Consider the following 15,338-nt stretch of genomic DNA (forward strand, 5'->3'; position numbering starts at 1 on the left):
GTCCAACATCAGGTCGACGCGGGAGGCGCTCGGGATGACCGTCGCGGGGCTCGCGGAGGAGCGGTCGCCGGGGCTCCGGCGCTCCCGCCCGCGACTACCGGCCCAGCGAGGGCGGGGCGGAGCGCCGAAGGCCAGGGGTGAGCCCGATGGTGACCAGCAACGAGGCCGCGGCCAGGAGCCCCATGGCGTGGCCGGGGGAGAGGTACGTGGCGATGGCGCCTCCGATGCCGGCGCCCATGGCTTGGCCGATCATCATTCCCTGGCCCTGGAGGCCGAGCGCTTGGCCCTGGATGTCATCGGTGGTGTGGGTGATGAGGCGCTCCTGCAGCGGGAGTGACGCGGCGTAGCCGACCGAGGCGAGGAACACCGCGCACACCGCGACCGGGGCAGGCGGGGAGAGCCAGAAGACGAGGAAGGGCGCGGCCAGGAGAAAGCGCAGCGGGCCGATCAGCCGATCGCGCTGGGGGATCGTCAGGAAGCGGCCGGCGCCCAGGTCGCCGATCATCATCCCGGCCGCCCCGGCGGCGAAGAGATAGCCCGCGAGCGAACCGTGACCGTAGGGAACGAACAGCGCCTCGCAGCCGACGATCAGCCCGTTCGGCACCCACCCGGCGAGGTAGAGCGGCCGGGTGACCCGCGAGCCGAGAAGCAGCCGGTTGATCCGGCGGGTCCTGGCGACGACCCCCTCCGACGTACGCCCTGGGGCCGGCCGGTCCTTGATGCCGAACCGCATCGTCACCAGGCTGAGCAGGTTGACGGCAGCCGCGACCACGAACAGCGTCTGGGGCGAGAGCCACACCAGCGCGACGCCGCCGAGGCCGTAGCCGACGACCTGCATCCCGCCGACGGCGAGGTTCAGCGTCGAGCGGCCCAGGGCGTAGGACTCGCCGGACATGATGTCTCGCAGCACGACCCACTGCGTGCCGGCGAGCATGGCGTTCACCGCGTAGGGGATGGCCAGGAGAGCGAACCGTGCCTGCCACGGCATCCCCGGCACCGCCTGCAGCGTGTTGGCCACCAGCGGCCCGGCCATCTGCAGCATCAGCGCGGTGCGGGGTCGCAGGGTGTCGGAGAGCCCGAGGAACAGCTGTGAGACGACCAGCGAGACCAGCGGCCCGCCGAACATCGACAGCGCGCTGAGCAGGGCCGATCCCGTGGTCTCGTACATGATCGTCCCCAGCGCCAGCGACGACGCAGCCACCGAGATCATCACCAGGCAGCGGTTGGCGAAGAGAACCCGGAACTCGGGGATCGAGAAGAGCTGCCCGTACGTCGTGGGTGCGGGCAGCGCGGAAGTGCTCGTCATGCTGTGAAGTCTGGGACGGTTGAGACCCGGATGGATAATGATTCGCACACACGCGAAAGGTCGTAGCGATGGGAACCTGGATCATCCCGGCAGACCTGCTGGCCGAGAGCCGGTTCGTGGTCTCCCCGCTCCATGAGACGGTGGCCGCGCTGACCGTCCTCAGTCGTCCCGACGCCAACGGGACCCCGTGGCAGCGATCCTTCCGCGCCGCCTACCTCGAGGCGTATCGGGAGCTGCTGGCCTCCGATCCGATGCTGAAGGCGCTCGACGCCACGATGTGGCGGCCCCGCCGCGGCGACAAGCCTGGGTGGATGGCCGACTTCCTCACCCCGCCTCCCCTCGGTGACGGGGCCACCTTCGAGGACGAGCTCGCCCAGCTGCTCGCCTGGGAGGAGCCGCGCATGCGCGCCGAGCTCCGCGAGATCGCCGGCGACCTCCCGGTCGCCGCGGAGCGACCGGGGATCCGCGACGCCGTGACCGAGCTGCTCCGCTGGATCTGGACCGCGACCGTCCAGGCCGACTGGCCGCGTCGACGACGAGTGCTCGAGGCCGACATCGTGTCCCGCGCCAGTCAGCTCGCCAGCGAGGGTTGGGCCGGCGTCTTCGACACCCTCGGCACGAAGCAGAAGAAGTGGCTCGGTGACGGGGTGCTTCAGGTCAACGGCTACGACCTGCCCACCCGCGACCTCTCCGACGCCCACGAGCTCCGCTTCGTACCGGTCCACAGCGACGGCTCCTGGCTGGCCTGGGACCTGCCGCAGCGATACGCGATCATCTACCCCGTCTCGGGGGCGCTCGCCGGAACCGGCAGCGATGGCGCCGACCCTGCCCGAGCCCTCGCCCGGCTGATCGGCGCCAACCGCGCCGGCGTGCTAGCCCTGCTCGACTCGCCACGCTCCACGACCCAGCTCGCGGCGCTCACCCAGCTGCCCGTCGGTGCCGTCGGCAACCACTTGCGTGTGCTCCTCGACGCCGGGGTGGTGATGCGCCGTCGCGCGGGCCGCGAGGTGCTCTACTGGCGTACGGCACTGGGCGATGAGCTCGTTGGGTGATGCCCAGCGCGCCTCCCTGTGCCTTCGGTGCTGTGCCGTCGCCGGTGATCAGCGGCTATCCCATCGGGACGGCCTGACGACCGAGGCGTTCGACGACTCGCTCGACCTGGCGACGTACGTAGTCGGGCCGCTGCATCACGTCCTCCCAGACGAAACGGAGGACGGTCCAGCCCAGCGCGACCAGGTCGGTATAGCGGCGGACGTCGCGCCGGAACGGCTCCTCGCCGGAGTGGTAGGCCCAGGATTCGCACTCGATGAGAAGTTTCAGGCGCGCATCGACCAGGTCGCCGTACTGCGCCGCGCCTGCTTCGCTGATTCCCAGGTCGCCTTGGGGCTCGACGGAGAGACCTGCGATCGGGAGCACGATGGCCCTGGTCACCGACTCGAACGCGTTCGCCGCTCGTTGGTCGGCGACGGCGATCACATCGAAGGCGCGCCGACGCCCGGTGCGCGGCAAGGCCTCGGCTGCGGCGATCAGATCCTCACGGGCCAGCCCGGTGACCAGCCCATCGCGCAGCGCCGAGTCGGCGACGCACAGCGCCTCGTCGAAGGGAAGGTCGCGGGCGCAGTCGACCACTGTCTGCGCCCGCGAGGTGATGGCGCCGGTCGAGCCTGCGCCGCCGGGCAGATCACGACGGCGTATGACCACACCTGGTCGCGCCTTCCGTGAGCTGTTGCGCGGCACGGTCACCTCGATCTGGGTGGGCTCGTGCTTCAGCGACCAGCCCCACACGCGCGCGGCGCTGAGCCCGGAGACGACGCCGCCGATTGCGAGTGCCGCTGACTTGTCGTCGGGAAGCCCGGGGAGTGCCACGCGAGCGCCGGTGAGCGCGACGGCGGTCCCGCCAGACAGAGCCGCGTCAAGTTCGTCGCGGAGCCCCAGGTCGAGCAGTTCCTTGCGGGTGGTTGCCCCACCGCGTACGCGGAGGACATCTGTCAGGGCGGGCGCGGCGCACACAGTTCACCTCGAGGTTCGACGTCTGGGCAGGTCGGCTGCCGGGATGAGATCAACCTGGTGCATCGATGCACACGGTTCAACCTCAATTCGGTGCCGACCCGCCCAGAGCACACGAACTGTGTGTCAGGTCTCCCAGGACTCGAGAGTCTTCCGCGCCCCGACCGCGTGCAGGGACGCCAGCGCCTCGGCGTACGGCTCGGTGAACTCAGGGGAGTCGACGAGGTCGCCGAAGAGGTCGGGGTCGCGGAGAAAGGCGAGGGGGTCCTCACGCTGCGCGATCGCGCGGGCCGTCACATCGGCCCGGCGCCGGTCGACGATGTCGATCGTCGCCCCCTGCTCGTCGACGCCTTCGGCGTAGCGGGCCCAGGAGGCGACGACGAGCGCCGACCGGCGGACGGAGCCTCCGGAGGCGAGCTGGGCCGAGATGACGGGTACGAGCCACTTCGGGATCCGGTCGGAGCTCTCCGCGCACAGACGTGCCAAGGTGTCGCGGATGTAGGGGTTGGCGAAGCGGGAGATCAGCTCCCGCTGGTAGCCCGGCAGGTCCACCCCGGGCACCTGCGGCAGGGTCGGAGCGCCCTCGTGTGACATGTAGCCGAGCAGGAAGTCGACGAACAGCGGGTCCGTGCAGACCTCGTGGGCGTAGCGGTAGCCGGACAGATAGCCGAGGTAGCACAGCGCCTGGTGGCTGGCGTTGAGGAGCCGCAGCTTCATCAGCTCATAGGGCTCGACATCGGGCACCATCTCGACCCCGGCCTGCTCGAACGGCGGTCGTCCCTGGGGGAAGCGGTCCTCGAGCACCCACTGGGAGAACGGCTCGCTGACCACCGGCCAGGCGTCCCCGATCCCGAACCGCCAGCCGACCTCCTCTACGTCGGCATCGGTGGTGGCCGGGGTGATCCGGTCCACCATCGAGCTCGGGAAGGCCACCTCGGACCTGATCCAGTCACCCAGGGCCGGGTCACGCAGGGACGCGAAGGAAGACAACATCGCCCGGGCGACCTCCCCGTTGCCGGCGATGTTGTCGCAGGACATGACCGTGAACGGTGCCACCCCGGCGGCACGACGGCGCGCCAGCGCTTCCACGACGTACCCGAATGCCGTGGTCGGCACCGCACCCGGCCGCAGGTCCTCCTGGATGGCCGGGTCGGAGGCGTCGAAGCCGCCGGTCGCCTGGTTGACGTGATAGCCGCCCTCGGTGATGGTCAGCGACACGATCCGGATCCGCGCATCGGTGAGCAGCGCCAGCACGTCCGTGGGGGAGTCGGGCGCGAAGAGGTAGTCGATGATCGAGCCGATCACCCGCCCACGCACGCCCCCGTCCGGCGCCCGCTCGACGAGCGTGTAGAGATGGTCCTGCGCGGCGAGAGCATCCCGCATGCGTGCGTCCTGGGGCATCAGCCCCACCCCGACGATGCCCCAGTCGCGGACGCCCGAGGCGAGCAGGTCGTCGACGTAGCGCGCCTGGTGGGCCCGGTGGAAGCCACCGACCCCGAGATGCACGATCCCGGGGGTGACGGCGGAGCGGTCGTAGGCAGGGACGGCAACGGACGCGGAGAGCTCGCCGAGCCGTGCTGTCGTGAGGCGCGGAAAGGTCACTTGACCGCCCCGAGAGAGAGACCCTGCACCAGCTTGTCCTGAGCAGCGAACCCGGCGATGAGCACGGGCAGCGAGATCAGCGTCGCCCCGGCGGCGAGCTCGGCGAGATAGGCGTGCTCGGTCTGGATCAGGGTGTTCACGTAGACCGGTCCGGTCTGGGCGGCGACGCTGGTGAGCACCTTGGCGTAGAGCTGCTCGTTCCACGCGAAGATGAAGCAGATCAGCGAGGTGGCCGCGACGCCGGGCATGGCGATCGGGGCCACGATGCGGGTCAGGATGCGGAACGTGCTGGCGCCGTCGATCGAGGCCGCCTCGATGATCGCGGGTGGCACCTCGACCAGGAACGAGCGCATCATCCAGACCGCGATCGGTAGGTTCATCGCGGTGTAGATCAGGATCAGGACGATCACGTTGTCGGGCATGTTGATGACCTTCGTCGTGAACAGGTAGAGCGGCAGGATGCCCGCGACCATCGGCAGCATCTTGGTCGAGAGGAAGAAGAACATCACGTCCGACCACTTCCTCACCGGCCTGATCGCCAGGGCGTACGCGGCGGGGATGGCCAGGACGAGCACCAGCAGCGTCGAGATCACGCTGGTGATCACCGAGTTGATCAGTGCCGGGGTGATCGGGTTCGCGGAGGTGAACAGGCCGGTGTAGTTGTCCAGCGTCAGAGGGGCACCCCAGCTGGGCGGATACGTCTGGGCGTCCTGCGGTGCGTGCAGCGAGGTCAGGACCATGTAGAGGATCGGGATCACGAAGATGATGCCGACCAGCCAGGCTGCTAGCGGGATGACGATCTTCGCCACCCGTTGCCGGTTCCAGGTGTTCATCAGCTCTCCTCCTCGAGCAGGGACGACACGACGCGCAGCGCGAAGGTCGCGATGATCAGTGAGCCGATGACCACGACGACGCCCAGTGCGGAGGCGACCCCGTAGTCCTTGGCCGAGTAGAACGTCTCGTAGACGGCGTAGGGGATGTTGGTGGAGTTCAGCCCACCGGTCATGCCCAGGACCGAGTCGAAGTTCTGGACGATGAAGATCGTGCCGAGCACGATCGAGAGCTCGAGGTAGCGGCGTACGTGGGGGAGCGTCATGTGCACGAACGTCTGCCACCCGCTGCAGCCGTCGATGCTCGCCGCCTCGAGCACCTCAGGGTCCTGCGACTGCAGGCCGGCGAGCAGGATCAGCATCATGAACGGCGTCCACTGCCAGATCAGCTCGATCTCGATGGCGAGCTTCGGATGGTCGGTGAGGAACGCGATGTCCTGAGCACCTGGCACCCCGAGCTGACCGAGCACACCGTCGACCAGGCCGAACCCGGTCATCAGGATGCCGTTGCCCCAGAAGACCGCGGCAGCGATCGGCACGATCAGGAACGGCGCGATCATCATCGTGCGGACCAGACCGCGGCCGATGAAGGCGTGGTTGAGCAACATCGCGATCCCGAGGGCGAGCACGGCGCTGACCCCGACGACGACCACGGTCATCTCGATCGTGTTCAGGACGGCCGTACGGTAGGCCGGCGTCGTGAACACGGTCTTGAAGTTGTCGAGGCCGGCGAAGCTGCGCCCCGGGGCGTCGGGCTGGGCGCTCCAGTTCATGAACGACATCACCAGCGTCGCCACGAACGGCAGCTGCGTCACCACGATCAGGAAGATCAGCGCGGGCAGCAGGGGCGCGCGCAGCTTCCACGACTCCCGGCCCCATTTCTTGTACGCCGCGGGCGGCCGGGTCGCCGTCGGCTCGGTCGTTTCGCGGAGTGGTGCGGTCACCGTGGCCATCACTGCTTCTCCTTCTGGACGTCGCCGTACGCCTGGGCGAGCGACTGACAGCGGTCGAGGGCCGCGTCGGTGGTCTTCGAGCCCGAGATGGCACTGCTGAGCTGCTTGGCGCACTCGGTGCCGAAGTCGGTGAAGCTCGGAACCCCGACGAACTGGATGCCGTTGTAGGGCCGCTTCTGGACGCCGGGGTTGTCGGCCTGGGCGTTCTTGATCGCGTTCACGGTCGGGGTCGCGAAGGAGCCGGCCACCTCGAGGTAGTCGGGGTCCGCATAGGTCGAGGCACGCTTGCCCGCGGGAACGTTGGTCGGCCCGCCGGTGTCGTTCTCGGTGTCGGCCATGACCAGCTGCTCGTACTCCTTGCTGGAGGCCCAGGCGACGAACTTCTTGGCGTCCTCCTGATGCCGGGACGCCTTCTGGATCGCCCAGGCCCAGGTGTAGAGCCAGCCGGCGTTCTCGGTCTGGTCGTGCGGGGCGGCGACGTAGCCGACCTTGCCCTTGACCGGCGACTCCTCGGCCTCCAGCGACCCCGCGCCGGAGGTGGCGTCGTACCACATCGCGACCTTGCCCTGCTGCATGGCGTTGAGGCACTGCGGGAAGCTGAAGGTCGCGGCGCCGGCCTCGCCGTGCTCGCGGACCAGGTCGACGTAGAAGTTGGCCGCCTTCTTGAAGCCGCCCTTGTTGACCTGGGCGTTCCAGTCCTCGTCGAACCAGGTGCCGCCCATCGTGTTGACCACCGTCGTGATCGAGGCGAGGTTGTCGCCCCAGCCGGCCAGGCCACGCAGGCAGATGCCGCGCATGTCGGCCTCGGCCTCGTCGATCTGGGCGGCGAAGCCGGCGACCTGCTCCCAGGTCGGGTTGGCCGGCATCTCGATGCCGTGCTTCTCGAACAGGTCCTTGCGGTACATCAGGAACGAGGACTCGCCGTAGAACGGCTGGCCGTAGACCTTGCCGTTGGCCGAGAGCGCCTCGGTCATCGGCGGCAGGATGTCGTCCTGGTCGAACTCGGGGTCGTTCGCGATGCTCTCCATGTCCGAGATCCAGCCGGCCTCGGCGTAGTAGGGGATCTCGAAGTTGGACAGCGTCGCCACGTCGTAGATCCCGGACTGGTTGGCGAACTCGGTGCTCGCGGTGTCGCGCATGTCCTGCTCGACCTTGACCACGAAGTTCACCTCGATCCCGGTCTCCTCGGTGAAGTGCTCCGCGGTGAGCTCCTGGAGCTCGAGCATCTGGGGGTTGTTCACCATCAGCACCGTGATGCTGTGCTCACCCGCGCTCGTCCCGCCGGCGCCCAGTCCGCCGGTCCCGCATGCCGTCAACAACACGGTGGTCAATGAGAGCGCTGTCAGCGCTGCGGAGGTCCGTCTCCGTACCCGCATCGATCTGCCTCCTCGCAGTGTGACTGTCGTCACGGACCACGATGGCGTAATTTCGGCCGGACCCCCTAGCCCGGTCGCTGCGCCCGAAGCGCCCGGTTGTTGCCCGTTCTCAGGCCCTCTTCTCAGGCGCGTACGACCCGGGGTCCGAGCGCCGAGAACCGGCGGGCCTCGGAGGCCGGCAGCTCGGTGCCGGTGATGAGCAGCTCGAAGTCGCGTACGCCGGCGAAACGGCACAGGCTGGAGGCTCCGAACTTGGTGTGGGCGCCGAAGAAGATCCGCCGCCTGGAGCGTTCGATGGCGGTGCGCTTGACCGCGGCCACCGAGGGGTCCTGGGTGGTCAGGCCCTGTTCGCGGGAGATCCCGTTGGCGCCGATGTAGGCCAGGTCGATCACCAGGTCGGCGAGCATCCGGGTCGCCCACTGGTCCACGACGCCCCGGGTGATGGTGCGGACTCGCCCGCCCAGGACGATCACGGTGAGGTCCGGATCGGCGGAGAGGCGGGTGGCCACCGGGAGTGAGGGGGTGATGATCGTCGCGGGCCCTTGGCCGAGGAGCTCCTCGGCGAGGAACTGCGGCATCGTGCCCTCGTCGATGTAGATCGTCTCCGCGCCGTGCCGGTGCTGGAGGGCGGCCCGGGCGATCCGGTGCTTCTCGTCGACGTCGCGGCCCGCGCGGAACTCGAGCGAGGTCTCGAAGCTGCCGCTCTCCAGGGCGACCGCGCCACCGTAGACCCGCTCCACGACGCCGCGGTCGGCGAGCACCTTGAGGTCGCGCCGGATCGTCTCGACGCTCACCCCGAGATCGGGCGCGAGATCGGTCACCGACACCCGGCCGGTCGTACGTGCGCGCGCCAGGATCTCCTCCTGCCGGGCCTGGTTCGCGAGCGACGGTTCGGTCGACGTCATGGGCGTCATCATGCCCGGAATCGTGCCCGGTTCGTAGGGGTAGCCGCCGAACCGGGCGCCCGGTTGGTGTGATCGGGGCCCTCTGGGGCACCATGTCACCGGCAGTGTCCAGGCGGACGGTGCCGCGGCGTTTTGCGGCTACCTCGCCGCGTACGTAAGATTGAATCTCGGCGTGCGCAGTGCGCCGTTCCTGCAGGCATCTGCTGGCACCTATCGCTTCGGGGTCCGGTCTGCCTTGCCGCGGGTCGACACAAGACTTTGAGTTCGGAGCAATGAAGGAGACCGCGGTGTACGCGATCGTGAAGGCTGGCAGCAAGCAGCAGAAGGTCGTTGTCGGCGACGTCATCGAGATCGACCGCCTCGACGGTGAGAACGGCTCGGCCGTCTCGCTGCCCGTGGTCCTCCTGGTCGACGGCGAGAACGTGACCTCGACCGGCCTCGACAAGGCTTCGGTTGCTGCTGAGATCGTCGGTGCCTCCAAGGGCCCGAAGATCATCATCCAGAAGTACAAGAACAAGACCGGCTACAAGAAGCGCCAGGGTCACCGTCAGAAGTACACCCAGGTCAAGGTCACCGCGATCAACGCCTGATTCCGGCGTTCTAGAGACACTTAAAGGACTGAGAAGATGGCACACAAGAAGGGTGCGGCAAGCACCAAGAACGGTCGCGACTCCAACGCTCAGCGCCTCGGCGTGAAGCGCTTCGGCGGCCAGGTCGTCAGCGCCGGCGAGATCATCGTCCGCCAGCGTGGCACCCACTTCCACCCCGGCACCAACGTCGGCCGTGGCGGCGACGACACCCTGTTCGCCCTGCAGCCGGGCGCGGTCGAGTTCGGCAAGCGCCGCGGCCGCCGCGTGATCAACATCGTTCCGGCTGACGCCTGAGTCGATAGCACTTCTTCGAAAGGGCGCTCCCCGCTTGGGGGAGCGCCCTTTCGGATTTTGGTCGTCTCAGAGCTCCGTCGCGCGCTGGGCGATCGCCTCGAAGACCTTCTGCGAGACCTCCCAGCGGGTCCCGGCACGCGGCCAGTGGATCGCGATGTCGGTGATCCCGATCTCGGCGTAGGAGCCGACGAGGTCCTCGAACGCGTCGGCCGACTCGGTCCACGGCTCGTCGGTGAAGCCTGACATGAAGAGCTTCGGCATCGCGTCGAAGTCCCGGCCGGCCTTCTCGCAGGCCGTACGGAGCATGTCGAGCCGCTCGGCGACGTACGCCTTCGGGTCGTCGCTCTGCGGATTGGCGATCCACCCGTCGCCGACCTCGGCCGCGAGCCGGATGCCGCGCGGGCCGTTGCCGGCCAGCCACAGCGGGGTGCGGGGCTGCTGCACCTGACCGGGGGAGACGGTGACCTCGTGGGTCTGCCAGTGCTCGCCGTCGATCGTCACCGGTGAGTCGCGCAGCAGCTGGTCGACGGTGCGGGTCCATTCCGCGAATCGGTCGGCGCGCTCGCGAGGCGTGAACTCCCGCCCGAGCACGTCGCCGTCGGAGGTGTGGTCGTCGCCGCCCGCGCCGATACCGATCGTGATGCGCCCTCCGGAGATCCGGTCGAGGCTGCGGATCGCCGCGGCCGTGGGGATCGGCGTACGGAAGTTGGGAGTGGTCACCAGCGTGCCCAGCCGGATCGTGGAGGTCAGGGCGGCCGCGGCCGCCATCGACGTGAACGCCTCCTCCCACGGGCTGTGCCCGCGCCAGGCCAGGTGGTCATAGACCCACGCCGTCTCGAACCCGAGCTGCTCGGCCTGCACCCAACGCTCGCCCATCGCCGGCCAGTCCTCGATCGGCCACATCACTGTTCCTACACGCATGCGCACAGTCTGCACCTGAGGCCGCGACGCGTCGCGCGGATAACAGGTGTGGGGCGTGCCGTCGGTAGGCTGGAGTCATGGCTGTACCCACCTTCGTCGACCGCGTCACCCTCCACGTCGAGGCCGGTCGTGGCGGACACGGGGTGGCGTCGGTTCACCGCGAGAAGTTCAAGCCGCTCGGCGGTCCCGACGGCGGCAACGGCGGCCCGGGCGGATCGATCATCCTGCGCGTCGACCCCGACGTGACCACCCTGATCGACTACCACCACAGTCCCAAGCGCAAGGCCCCCAACGGCGGCCAGGGCGCCGGCGACCACAAGAACGGCGCCCACGGCGACGACATGGTGCTTCCGGTCCCGGACGGCACCGTGGTGACCGACATGAACGGCAACGTCCTGGCCGACCTGGTCGGCCCGGGCTCCGAGCTGGTCATCGCCGAGGGCGGCCGTGGCGGGCTCGGCAACGCGGCACTGGCCTCCTCCAAGCGCAAGGCTCCCGGCTTCGCGCTCCTCGGCGAGCCGGGTGAGGCGCGAGAGATCGGGCTGGAGCTCAAGGTCGTCGCCGACATCGGCCTGGTCGGGTTCCCGAGCGCCGGTAAGTCGTCCCTGATCGCGGCGATCTCGCGAGCTCGGCCGAAGATCGCCGACTACCCGTTCACGACCCTGGTGCCCAACCTCGGCGTCGTGAAGGGCGGCGAGATCACCTTCACCGTCGCCGACGTACCGGGCCTGATCGAGGGTGCCGCCGACGGTCGCGGCCTCGGTCACGAGTTCCTGCGCCACATCGAGCGCTGTGCCGCGCTCGTCCACGTCATCGACACCGCGAGCATCGAGCCGGGCCGCAACCCGATCGACGACCTCGACGTCATCGAGAACGAGCTCTCCCGCCACGGCGGCCTCGAGGACCGGCCCCGGCTGGTCGCGTTGAACAAGGTCGACGTCCCCGACGGCCGCGAGATCGCCGAGATGACCATCGGCGAGTTCGAGAAGCGCGGGATGAAGGTCTTCGAGATCTCCGCCGCCTCGGGCGAGGGCACCCAGCAGCTGATCTACGCGATGGCTGAGATCGTCGCTGACTCCCGCAAGGACGTCCCGGTGGCGCCGCCGACCCGGATCGTGCTGCGCCCCGAGGGCGTGGAGGGCAAGAACGGCTTCACGGTCAAGGTGTCGAAGAACGGCGAATTCCTCGTCCGTGGCCCGCAGCCCGAGCGCTGGGTGCGCCAGACCGACTTCGAGAACGAGGAGGCCGTGGGCTACCTCGCGGACCGCCTCAACCGGCTCGGCGTCGAGACGCGCCTGGTCGAGCTCGGCGCCCAGGAGGGCGACACCGTCATCATCGGCGATCCGGCCAACTCGGTCGTCTTCGACTTCCGCCCCTCGATCGACACCGGTGCCGAGATGCTCGGCCGCCGCGGCGAGGACCAGCGCTTCTACGAGGAGCGCCCCGCTGCCGCCCGGCGACGCGAGATCGACGCCGGGATGGAGACCAAGGAAGAGTACGAAGCCCGCGCCGACGTCGCCCGCCGGCTGCGCGACGGGGCCGGCCCCGTGGCGTACGAGATCGGCGGGGAGGACGACCCGGACCGCGACTGGGCCGAGGACGATCCCGAGGCCAAGGAGGCCGAGTGAGTCGTGTCCAGGTCACCGGCGCGCGGCGGATCGTCGTCAAGGTCGGTTCCTCGTCACTGACAACCGCGGCCGGCGGCATCGACCCGGCCCGTCTCAGCGGGCTCGTGGACGTACTCGCCAAGACGCGGACCGCAGGACAGGAGGTCGTCCTGGTCTCCTCCGGGGCGATCGCGGCCGGGCTGTCGCCGTTGGGGCTGGCCAAGCGTCCGAGGGCGCTGGCCAAGCAGCAAGCGGCGGCGAGCGTGGGGCAGGGGCTGCTCGTTCACCGCTACACAGACGAACTCGCCCGACACGGCATCATCGCAGGTCAGGTGCTGCTCACGGTCGATGACCTGAACCGGCGGGCCCACTACCGCAATGCCGACGCGACGCTGTCGAAGCTGCTCGACCTGGGTGTGCTCCCGATCGTCAACGAGAACGACACCGTGGCCACCTCCGAGATCCGGTTCGGCGACAACGACCGGCTCGCGGCGCTGGTGGCCCACCTGGTCAAGGCCGACCTGCTGGTTCTGCTCAGCGACGTCGATGCGCTCTACGACGCGCCGCCGTCCCAGCCCGGCTCGCAGCGGATCGACGAGGTCGCCTCACTGGCCGACCTCGACGGCGTGACCATCGGCAAGGCCGGCGCCGCCGGAGTCGGCACCGGGGGCATGGTGACCAAGCTGGAGGCCGCCCGGATCGCCGTCGACGACGGGGTCCCGGTCGTGCTGACCTCGGCCGCACAGGCAGAGGCCGCGCTCGCGGGCGAGGCGGTCGGCACCCTGTTCCATGCCGTCGGCAAGCGGCGGCCCGCGCGTCTGCTGTGGCTCCAGCACGCCACCGAGCCGGTCGGTTCGATCACCGTCGACGCCGGTGCGGTCGCCGCGATCAGTCGCCGCGGTGCCTCGCTGCTCGCCGCGGGGGTCACCGGCTCCTCCGGCGCGTTCCATGCCGGCGACCCGGTCGACATAGTCGACCCGTCGGGGGTGGCCGTCGCGCGCGGCCTGGTGAACTACGACGCCGACGAGATCCCGCGGCTGGCCGGGCGGTCCTCCGGCTATCTCGAGGCCAATCTCGGGGCTGCGTACGCTCGGGAGGTCATTCACCGCGACGACCTGGTCGTGTTATGAGCGAGCGCCAGCGAGCGAACCAGATGATCAACACGCGGCCGGCGCCGTACTCTGGCGCTTGCGCTACGGTGGTGGCCGCGTGAGCCGAGCCCGGTGGGTGCCGCTGGCGCTGGCGTGGGGAGTGCTCGTCCTCTGTGGCCTGCCGGCGCTGGCGATCACGTTCTCCCGGGCACTGGCGAGCACGGATCTGCGGGCGGTGCGCCTGGCCGCGTTCGCGCCCTTCGGCGTCGGGATGTACGCCCTGTGTCTGATCGCGGTCCTGGTGCTGGTCTGGCTGGCCAGCGGTCCCGGCCGGATCCGGCTCGCGGTCGTCGCCGGGGTCGCCGCGCTGTTGTTGGCGGTGCACGTGGCCTGGCAGGCGCCACTCTATGCGGGATCCCGGGCGACCAGCGCCGGTGAGCCGTTGACCGTGATGACCACCAACCTTCTCGAGGGCAAGGGCGACACCGACGTCGTGGTCGAGACGGTGCGTGCGCACAAGGTCAACGTGCTCGCCATCCAGGAGATCACCCCGGAGGCGTTCGCGAAGCTGTCGAGGACGCTGCGCGACCAGCTTCCCTACCGGATCGGCGAGGCCGCACCCGGCACCATGGGCACGATGATCTTCGCCGACCAGCCGATCACCAAGTCGCGCCGGATCGAGACCGCGATGGGGTCGTGGGTCGCCGACGTGGGGGAGCGGCGGGTCGTCGTCGCGCATCCGGCGCCGCCCACGCTCGCATCCTGGCCCGCCGAGCAGGAGCTGATGATCGAGGAGGCGGCCGCGGAGAAGCCCGACCTCGTCCTGGGCGACCTGAACGCCTCGCTCGACCACCACACGGTCCGGCGGCTGCTCGACGACGCCGACCTGCAGGACGCGGCCCGGGCCAGCAACGCCGGATGGCAGCCCACCTGGCCGACCGAGGGATTCGCCGGCGTACCTCTTCCGCCGTCGACCGCGATCGACCACGTCCTGATCGGGGACGACCTGGTCGCGCTGGCGACGAAGACGGTCGAGGTGCCGGGCTCCGACCACCTGGCGCTGGTCGCCTACCTCGGTACTCCCGAGGAGTGAGGCTCCGCCGGGCTAGCCGGTCTTGAGCACCCCGAACCACTGCTCGGCACCGAAGCCCAGGAACCGTTCCACCTCGACGAACCCGAGCCTGCGGGCCAGGCGCAGGGAGCGCTCGTTGGCCACCTGGGTGGTGAGGACGACGGGCTCGCCCGGGAGCGTCGTCTCGATCCAGTCGAGGGCGGCTCTGGTCGCTTCTGTCCCGATGCCCGCGCCCCACGATGTCGGAAGAAACTCGTAGCCGAGCTCGACCTCGTCGCCCTCCTCGCGTACGTGGTGCGCCCACGCCCGATCGCGGCGCTGGATCGTGATCCTTCCGATGAACTCGCCCGCGTGCTCGACGGCGAAGATTCCGGGCCTGGTGTTCGGATCCTCCGGGATCAGCTGTTCCAGCTCTTCTCGGGTGTGCTGCGGGCCGCCGAGGTACGCCTGCACGGTCTCGTTCGAGAGGAGCTCGGCGAGCCCTTGTCTGTCCTCGGGCTTGGTCTGTCGGAGGAGCAGGCGCTCGGTGACGATCGGATCTGGGGGCCAGGGGACGTCGCCCAGGGGTTTCATGTTCTTGGACGGTAGCTGGATTCGGGGTTGGTCAGGGGCTTTTTGGGTTGTACGTGGGGTTCTGGTTCGTCGGGTGCTGTGCTTCTTGGTTGGGGTGGGCCGCCGACCCTTGCTTCGAGGGTCTTCTCGACGGGCCCCGGAGTAAAGGACGGCCTTCGGCCGCCGGCTTCGCCGGCCGCTTCGCGGTCCTTGACACCGGGGCCCGTCGAGA

General features: G+C 69.4%; 15 protein-coding genes. 6 read left to right on the forward strand and 9 right to left on the reverse strand.

The genetic code is table 11. The features are described 5' to 3' along the window. Nucleotides 1–94 precede the first annotated feature (94 nt). Complete coding sequence (locus ABZY89_RS29080) at nt 95–1,306, reverse strand: hypothetical protein (RefSeq protein ID WP_355232657.1); 1,212 nt, start codon at nt 1,304–1,306, stop codon at nt 95–97. A gap of 68 nt (nt 1,307–1,374) precedes the next feature. On the opposite strand from ABZY89_RS29080, the gene ABZY89_RS29085 reads away from it, so the two are divergent. Further along, nucleotides 1,375–2,358, forward strand: coding sequence for a helix-turn-helix domain-containing protein (locus ABZY89_RS29085; RefSeq protein ID WP_355232658.1), 984 nt, complete (start codon nt 1,375–1,377; stop codon nt 2,356–2,358). A gap of 55 nt (nt 2,359–2,413) precedes the next feature. Here ABZY89_RS29085 and ABZY89_RS29090 read toward each other — a convergent pair whose 3' ends face one another. The 6 genes from ABZY89_RS29090 to ABZY89_RS29115 all read right to left on the reverse strand — a co-directional run bounded on the left by ABZY89_RS29090 (nt 2,414) and on the right by ABZY89_RS29115 (nt 8,979). Next, a complete protein-coding gene (locus tag ABZY89_RS29090; protein ID WP_355232659.1) occupies nt 2,414–3,316 on the reverse strand; it encodes a DUF559 domain-containing protein in 903 nt (300 codons plus the stop codon). Nucleotides 3,317–3,439: 123 nt separating this feature from the next. After that, nucleotides 3,440–4,915, reverse strand: a complete 1,476-nt coding sequence (locus ABZY89_RS29095) for a mannitol dehydrogenase family protein (protein WP_355232660.1) — start codon at nt 4,913–4,915, stop codon at nt 3,440–3,442. Next, a complete protein-coding gene (locus ABZY89_RS29100) occupies nt 4,912–5,748 on the reverse strand; it encodes a carbohydrate ABC transporter permease (protein ID WP_355232661.1) in 837 nt (278 codons plus the stop codon). The genes ABZY89_RS29095 and ABZY89_RS29100 overlap by 4 nt, the downstream gene beginning before the upstream one ends. Further along, nucleotides 5,748–6,698: a sugar ABC transporter permease gene (locus tag ABZY89_RS29105; RefSeq protein WP_355232662.1), complete on the reverse strand. Its 951-nt coding sequence runs from the start codon at nt 6,696–6,698 to the stop codon at nt 5,748–5,750. Before ABZY89_RS29105 ends, ABZY89_RS29100 begins: the two co-directional genes overlap by 1 nt. Beyond that, nucleotides 6,698–8,074, reverse strand: coding sequence for a sugar ABC transporter substrate-binding protein (locus ABZY89_RS29110; RefSeq protein WP_355232663.1), 1,377 nt, complete (start codon nt 8,072–8,074; stop codon nt 6,698–6,700). The genes ABZY89_RS29105 and ABZY89_RS29110 overlap by 1 nt, the downstream gene beginning before the upstream one ends. A gap of 122 nt (nt 8,075–8,196) precedes the next feature. Further along, nucleotides 8,197–8,979 (reverse strand): DeoR/GlpR family DNA-binding transcription regulator, encoded by a 783-nt coding sequence (locus tag ABZY89_RS29115; RefSeq protein WP_355232664.1) that lies wholly within the window; start codon nt 8,977–8,979, stop codon nt 8,197–8,199. A 287-nt stretch (nt 8,980–9,266) separates the two neighbouring features. Here ABZY89_RS29115 and rplU point away from each other — a divergent pair, with 287 nt between their 5' ends. Continuing rightward, the gene (gene rplU, locus ABZY89_RS29120; RefSeq protein WP_160024636.1) at nt 9,267–9,569 is read left to right on the forward strand and encodes a 50S ribosomal protein L21; all 303 of its coding nucleotides are present in this window, start codon (nt 9,267–9,269) and stop codon (nt 9,567–9,569) included. Between the two features lie 36 nt (nt 9,570–9,605). After that, a complete protein-coding gene (gene rpmA, locus ABZY89_RS29125; RefSeq protein ID WP_141803598.1) occupies nt 9,606–9,863 on the forward strand; it encodes a 50S ribosomal protein L27 in 258 nt (85 codons plus the stop codon). Nucleotides 9,864–9,929: 66 nt separating this feature from the next. Here rpmA and ABZY89_RS29130 read toward each other — a convergent pair whose 3' ends face one another. Further along, nucleotides 9,930–10,784, reverse strand: coding sequence for an LLM class flavin-dependent oxidoreductase (locus ABZY89_RS29130; RefSeq protein WP_355232665.1), 855 nt, complete (start codon nt 10,782–10,784; stop codon nt 9,930–9,932). 77 nt (nt 10,785–10,861) lie between these two features. On the opposite strand from ABZY89_RS29130, the gene obgE reads away from it, so the two are divergent. From obgE to ABZY89_RS29145, 3 genes are all read left to right on the forward strand, one after another. After that, nucleotides 10,862–12,412 carry a GTPase ObgE gene (obgE, locus tag ABZY89_RS29135; protein WP_355232666.1) on the forward strand — a complete coding sequence of 517 codons (1,551 nt, stop codon included), beginning with the start codon at nt 10,862–10,864 and terminating at the stop codon, nt 12,410–12,412. Next, entirely contained in the window at nt 12,409–13,521 is a 1,113-nt protein-coding gene (gene proB / locus ABZY89_RS29140) for a glutamate 5-kinase (protein ID WP_355232667.1), read from the forward strand. Before obgE ends, proB begins: the two co-directional genes overlap by 4 nt. Before the next feature lie 79 nt (nt 13,522–13,600). Then, complete coding sequence (locus tag ABZY89_RS29145) at nt 13,601–14,575, forward strand: endonuclease/exonuclease/phosphatase family protein (RefSeq protein ID WP_355232668.1); 975 nt, start codon at nt 13,601–13,603, stop codon at nt 14,573–14,575. Between the two features lie 12 nt (nt 14,576–14,587). Here ABZY89_RS29145 and ABZY89_RS29150 read toward each other — a convergent pair whose 3' ends face one another. Beyond that, nucleotides 14,588–15,127, reverse strand: a complete 540-nt coding sequence (locus tag ABZY89_RS29150) for a GNAT family N-acetyltransferase (protein WP_355232669.1) — start codon at nt 15,125–15,127, stop codon at nt 14,588–14,590. Nucleotides 15,128–15,338 lie beyond the last annotated feature (211 nt).

It is taken from the genome of Nocardioides sp. NPDC006303, assembly GCF_040613175.1.
Classification (GTDB): Bacteria; Actinomycetota; Actinomycetes; order Propionibacteriales; family Nocardioidaceae; genus Nocardioides.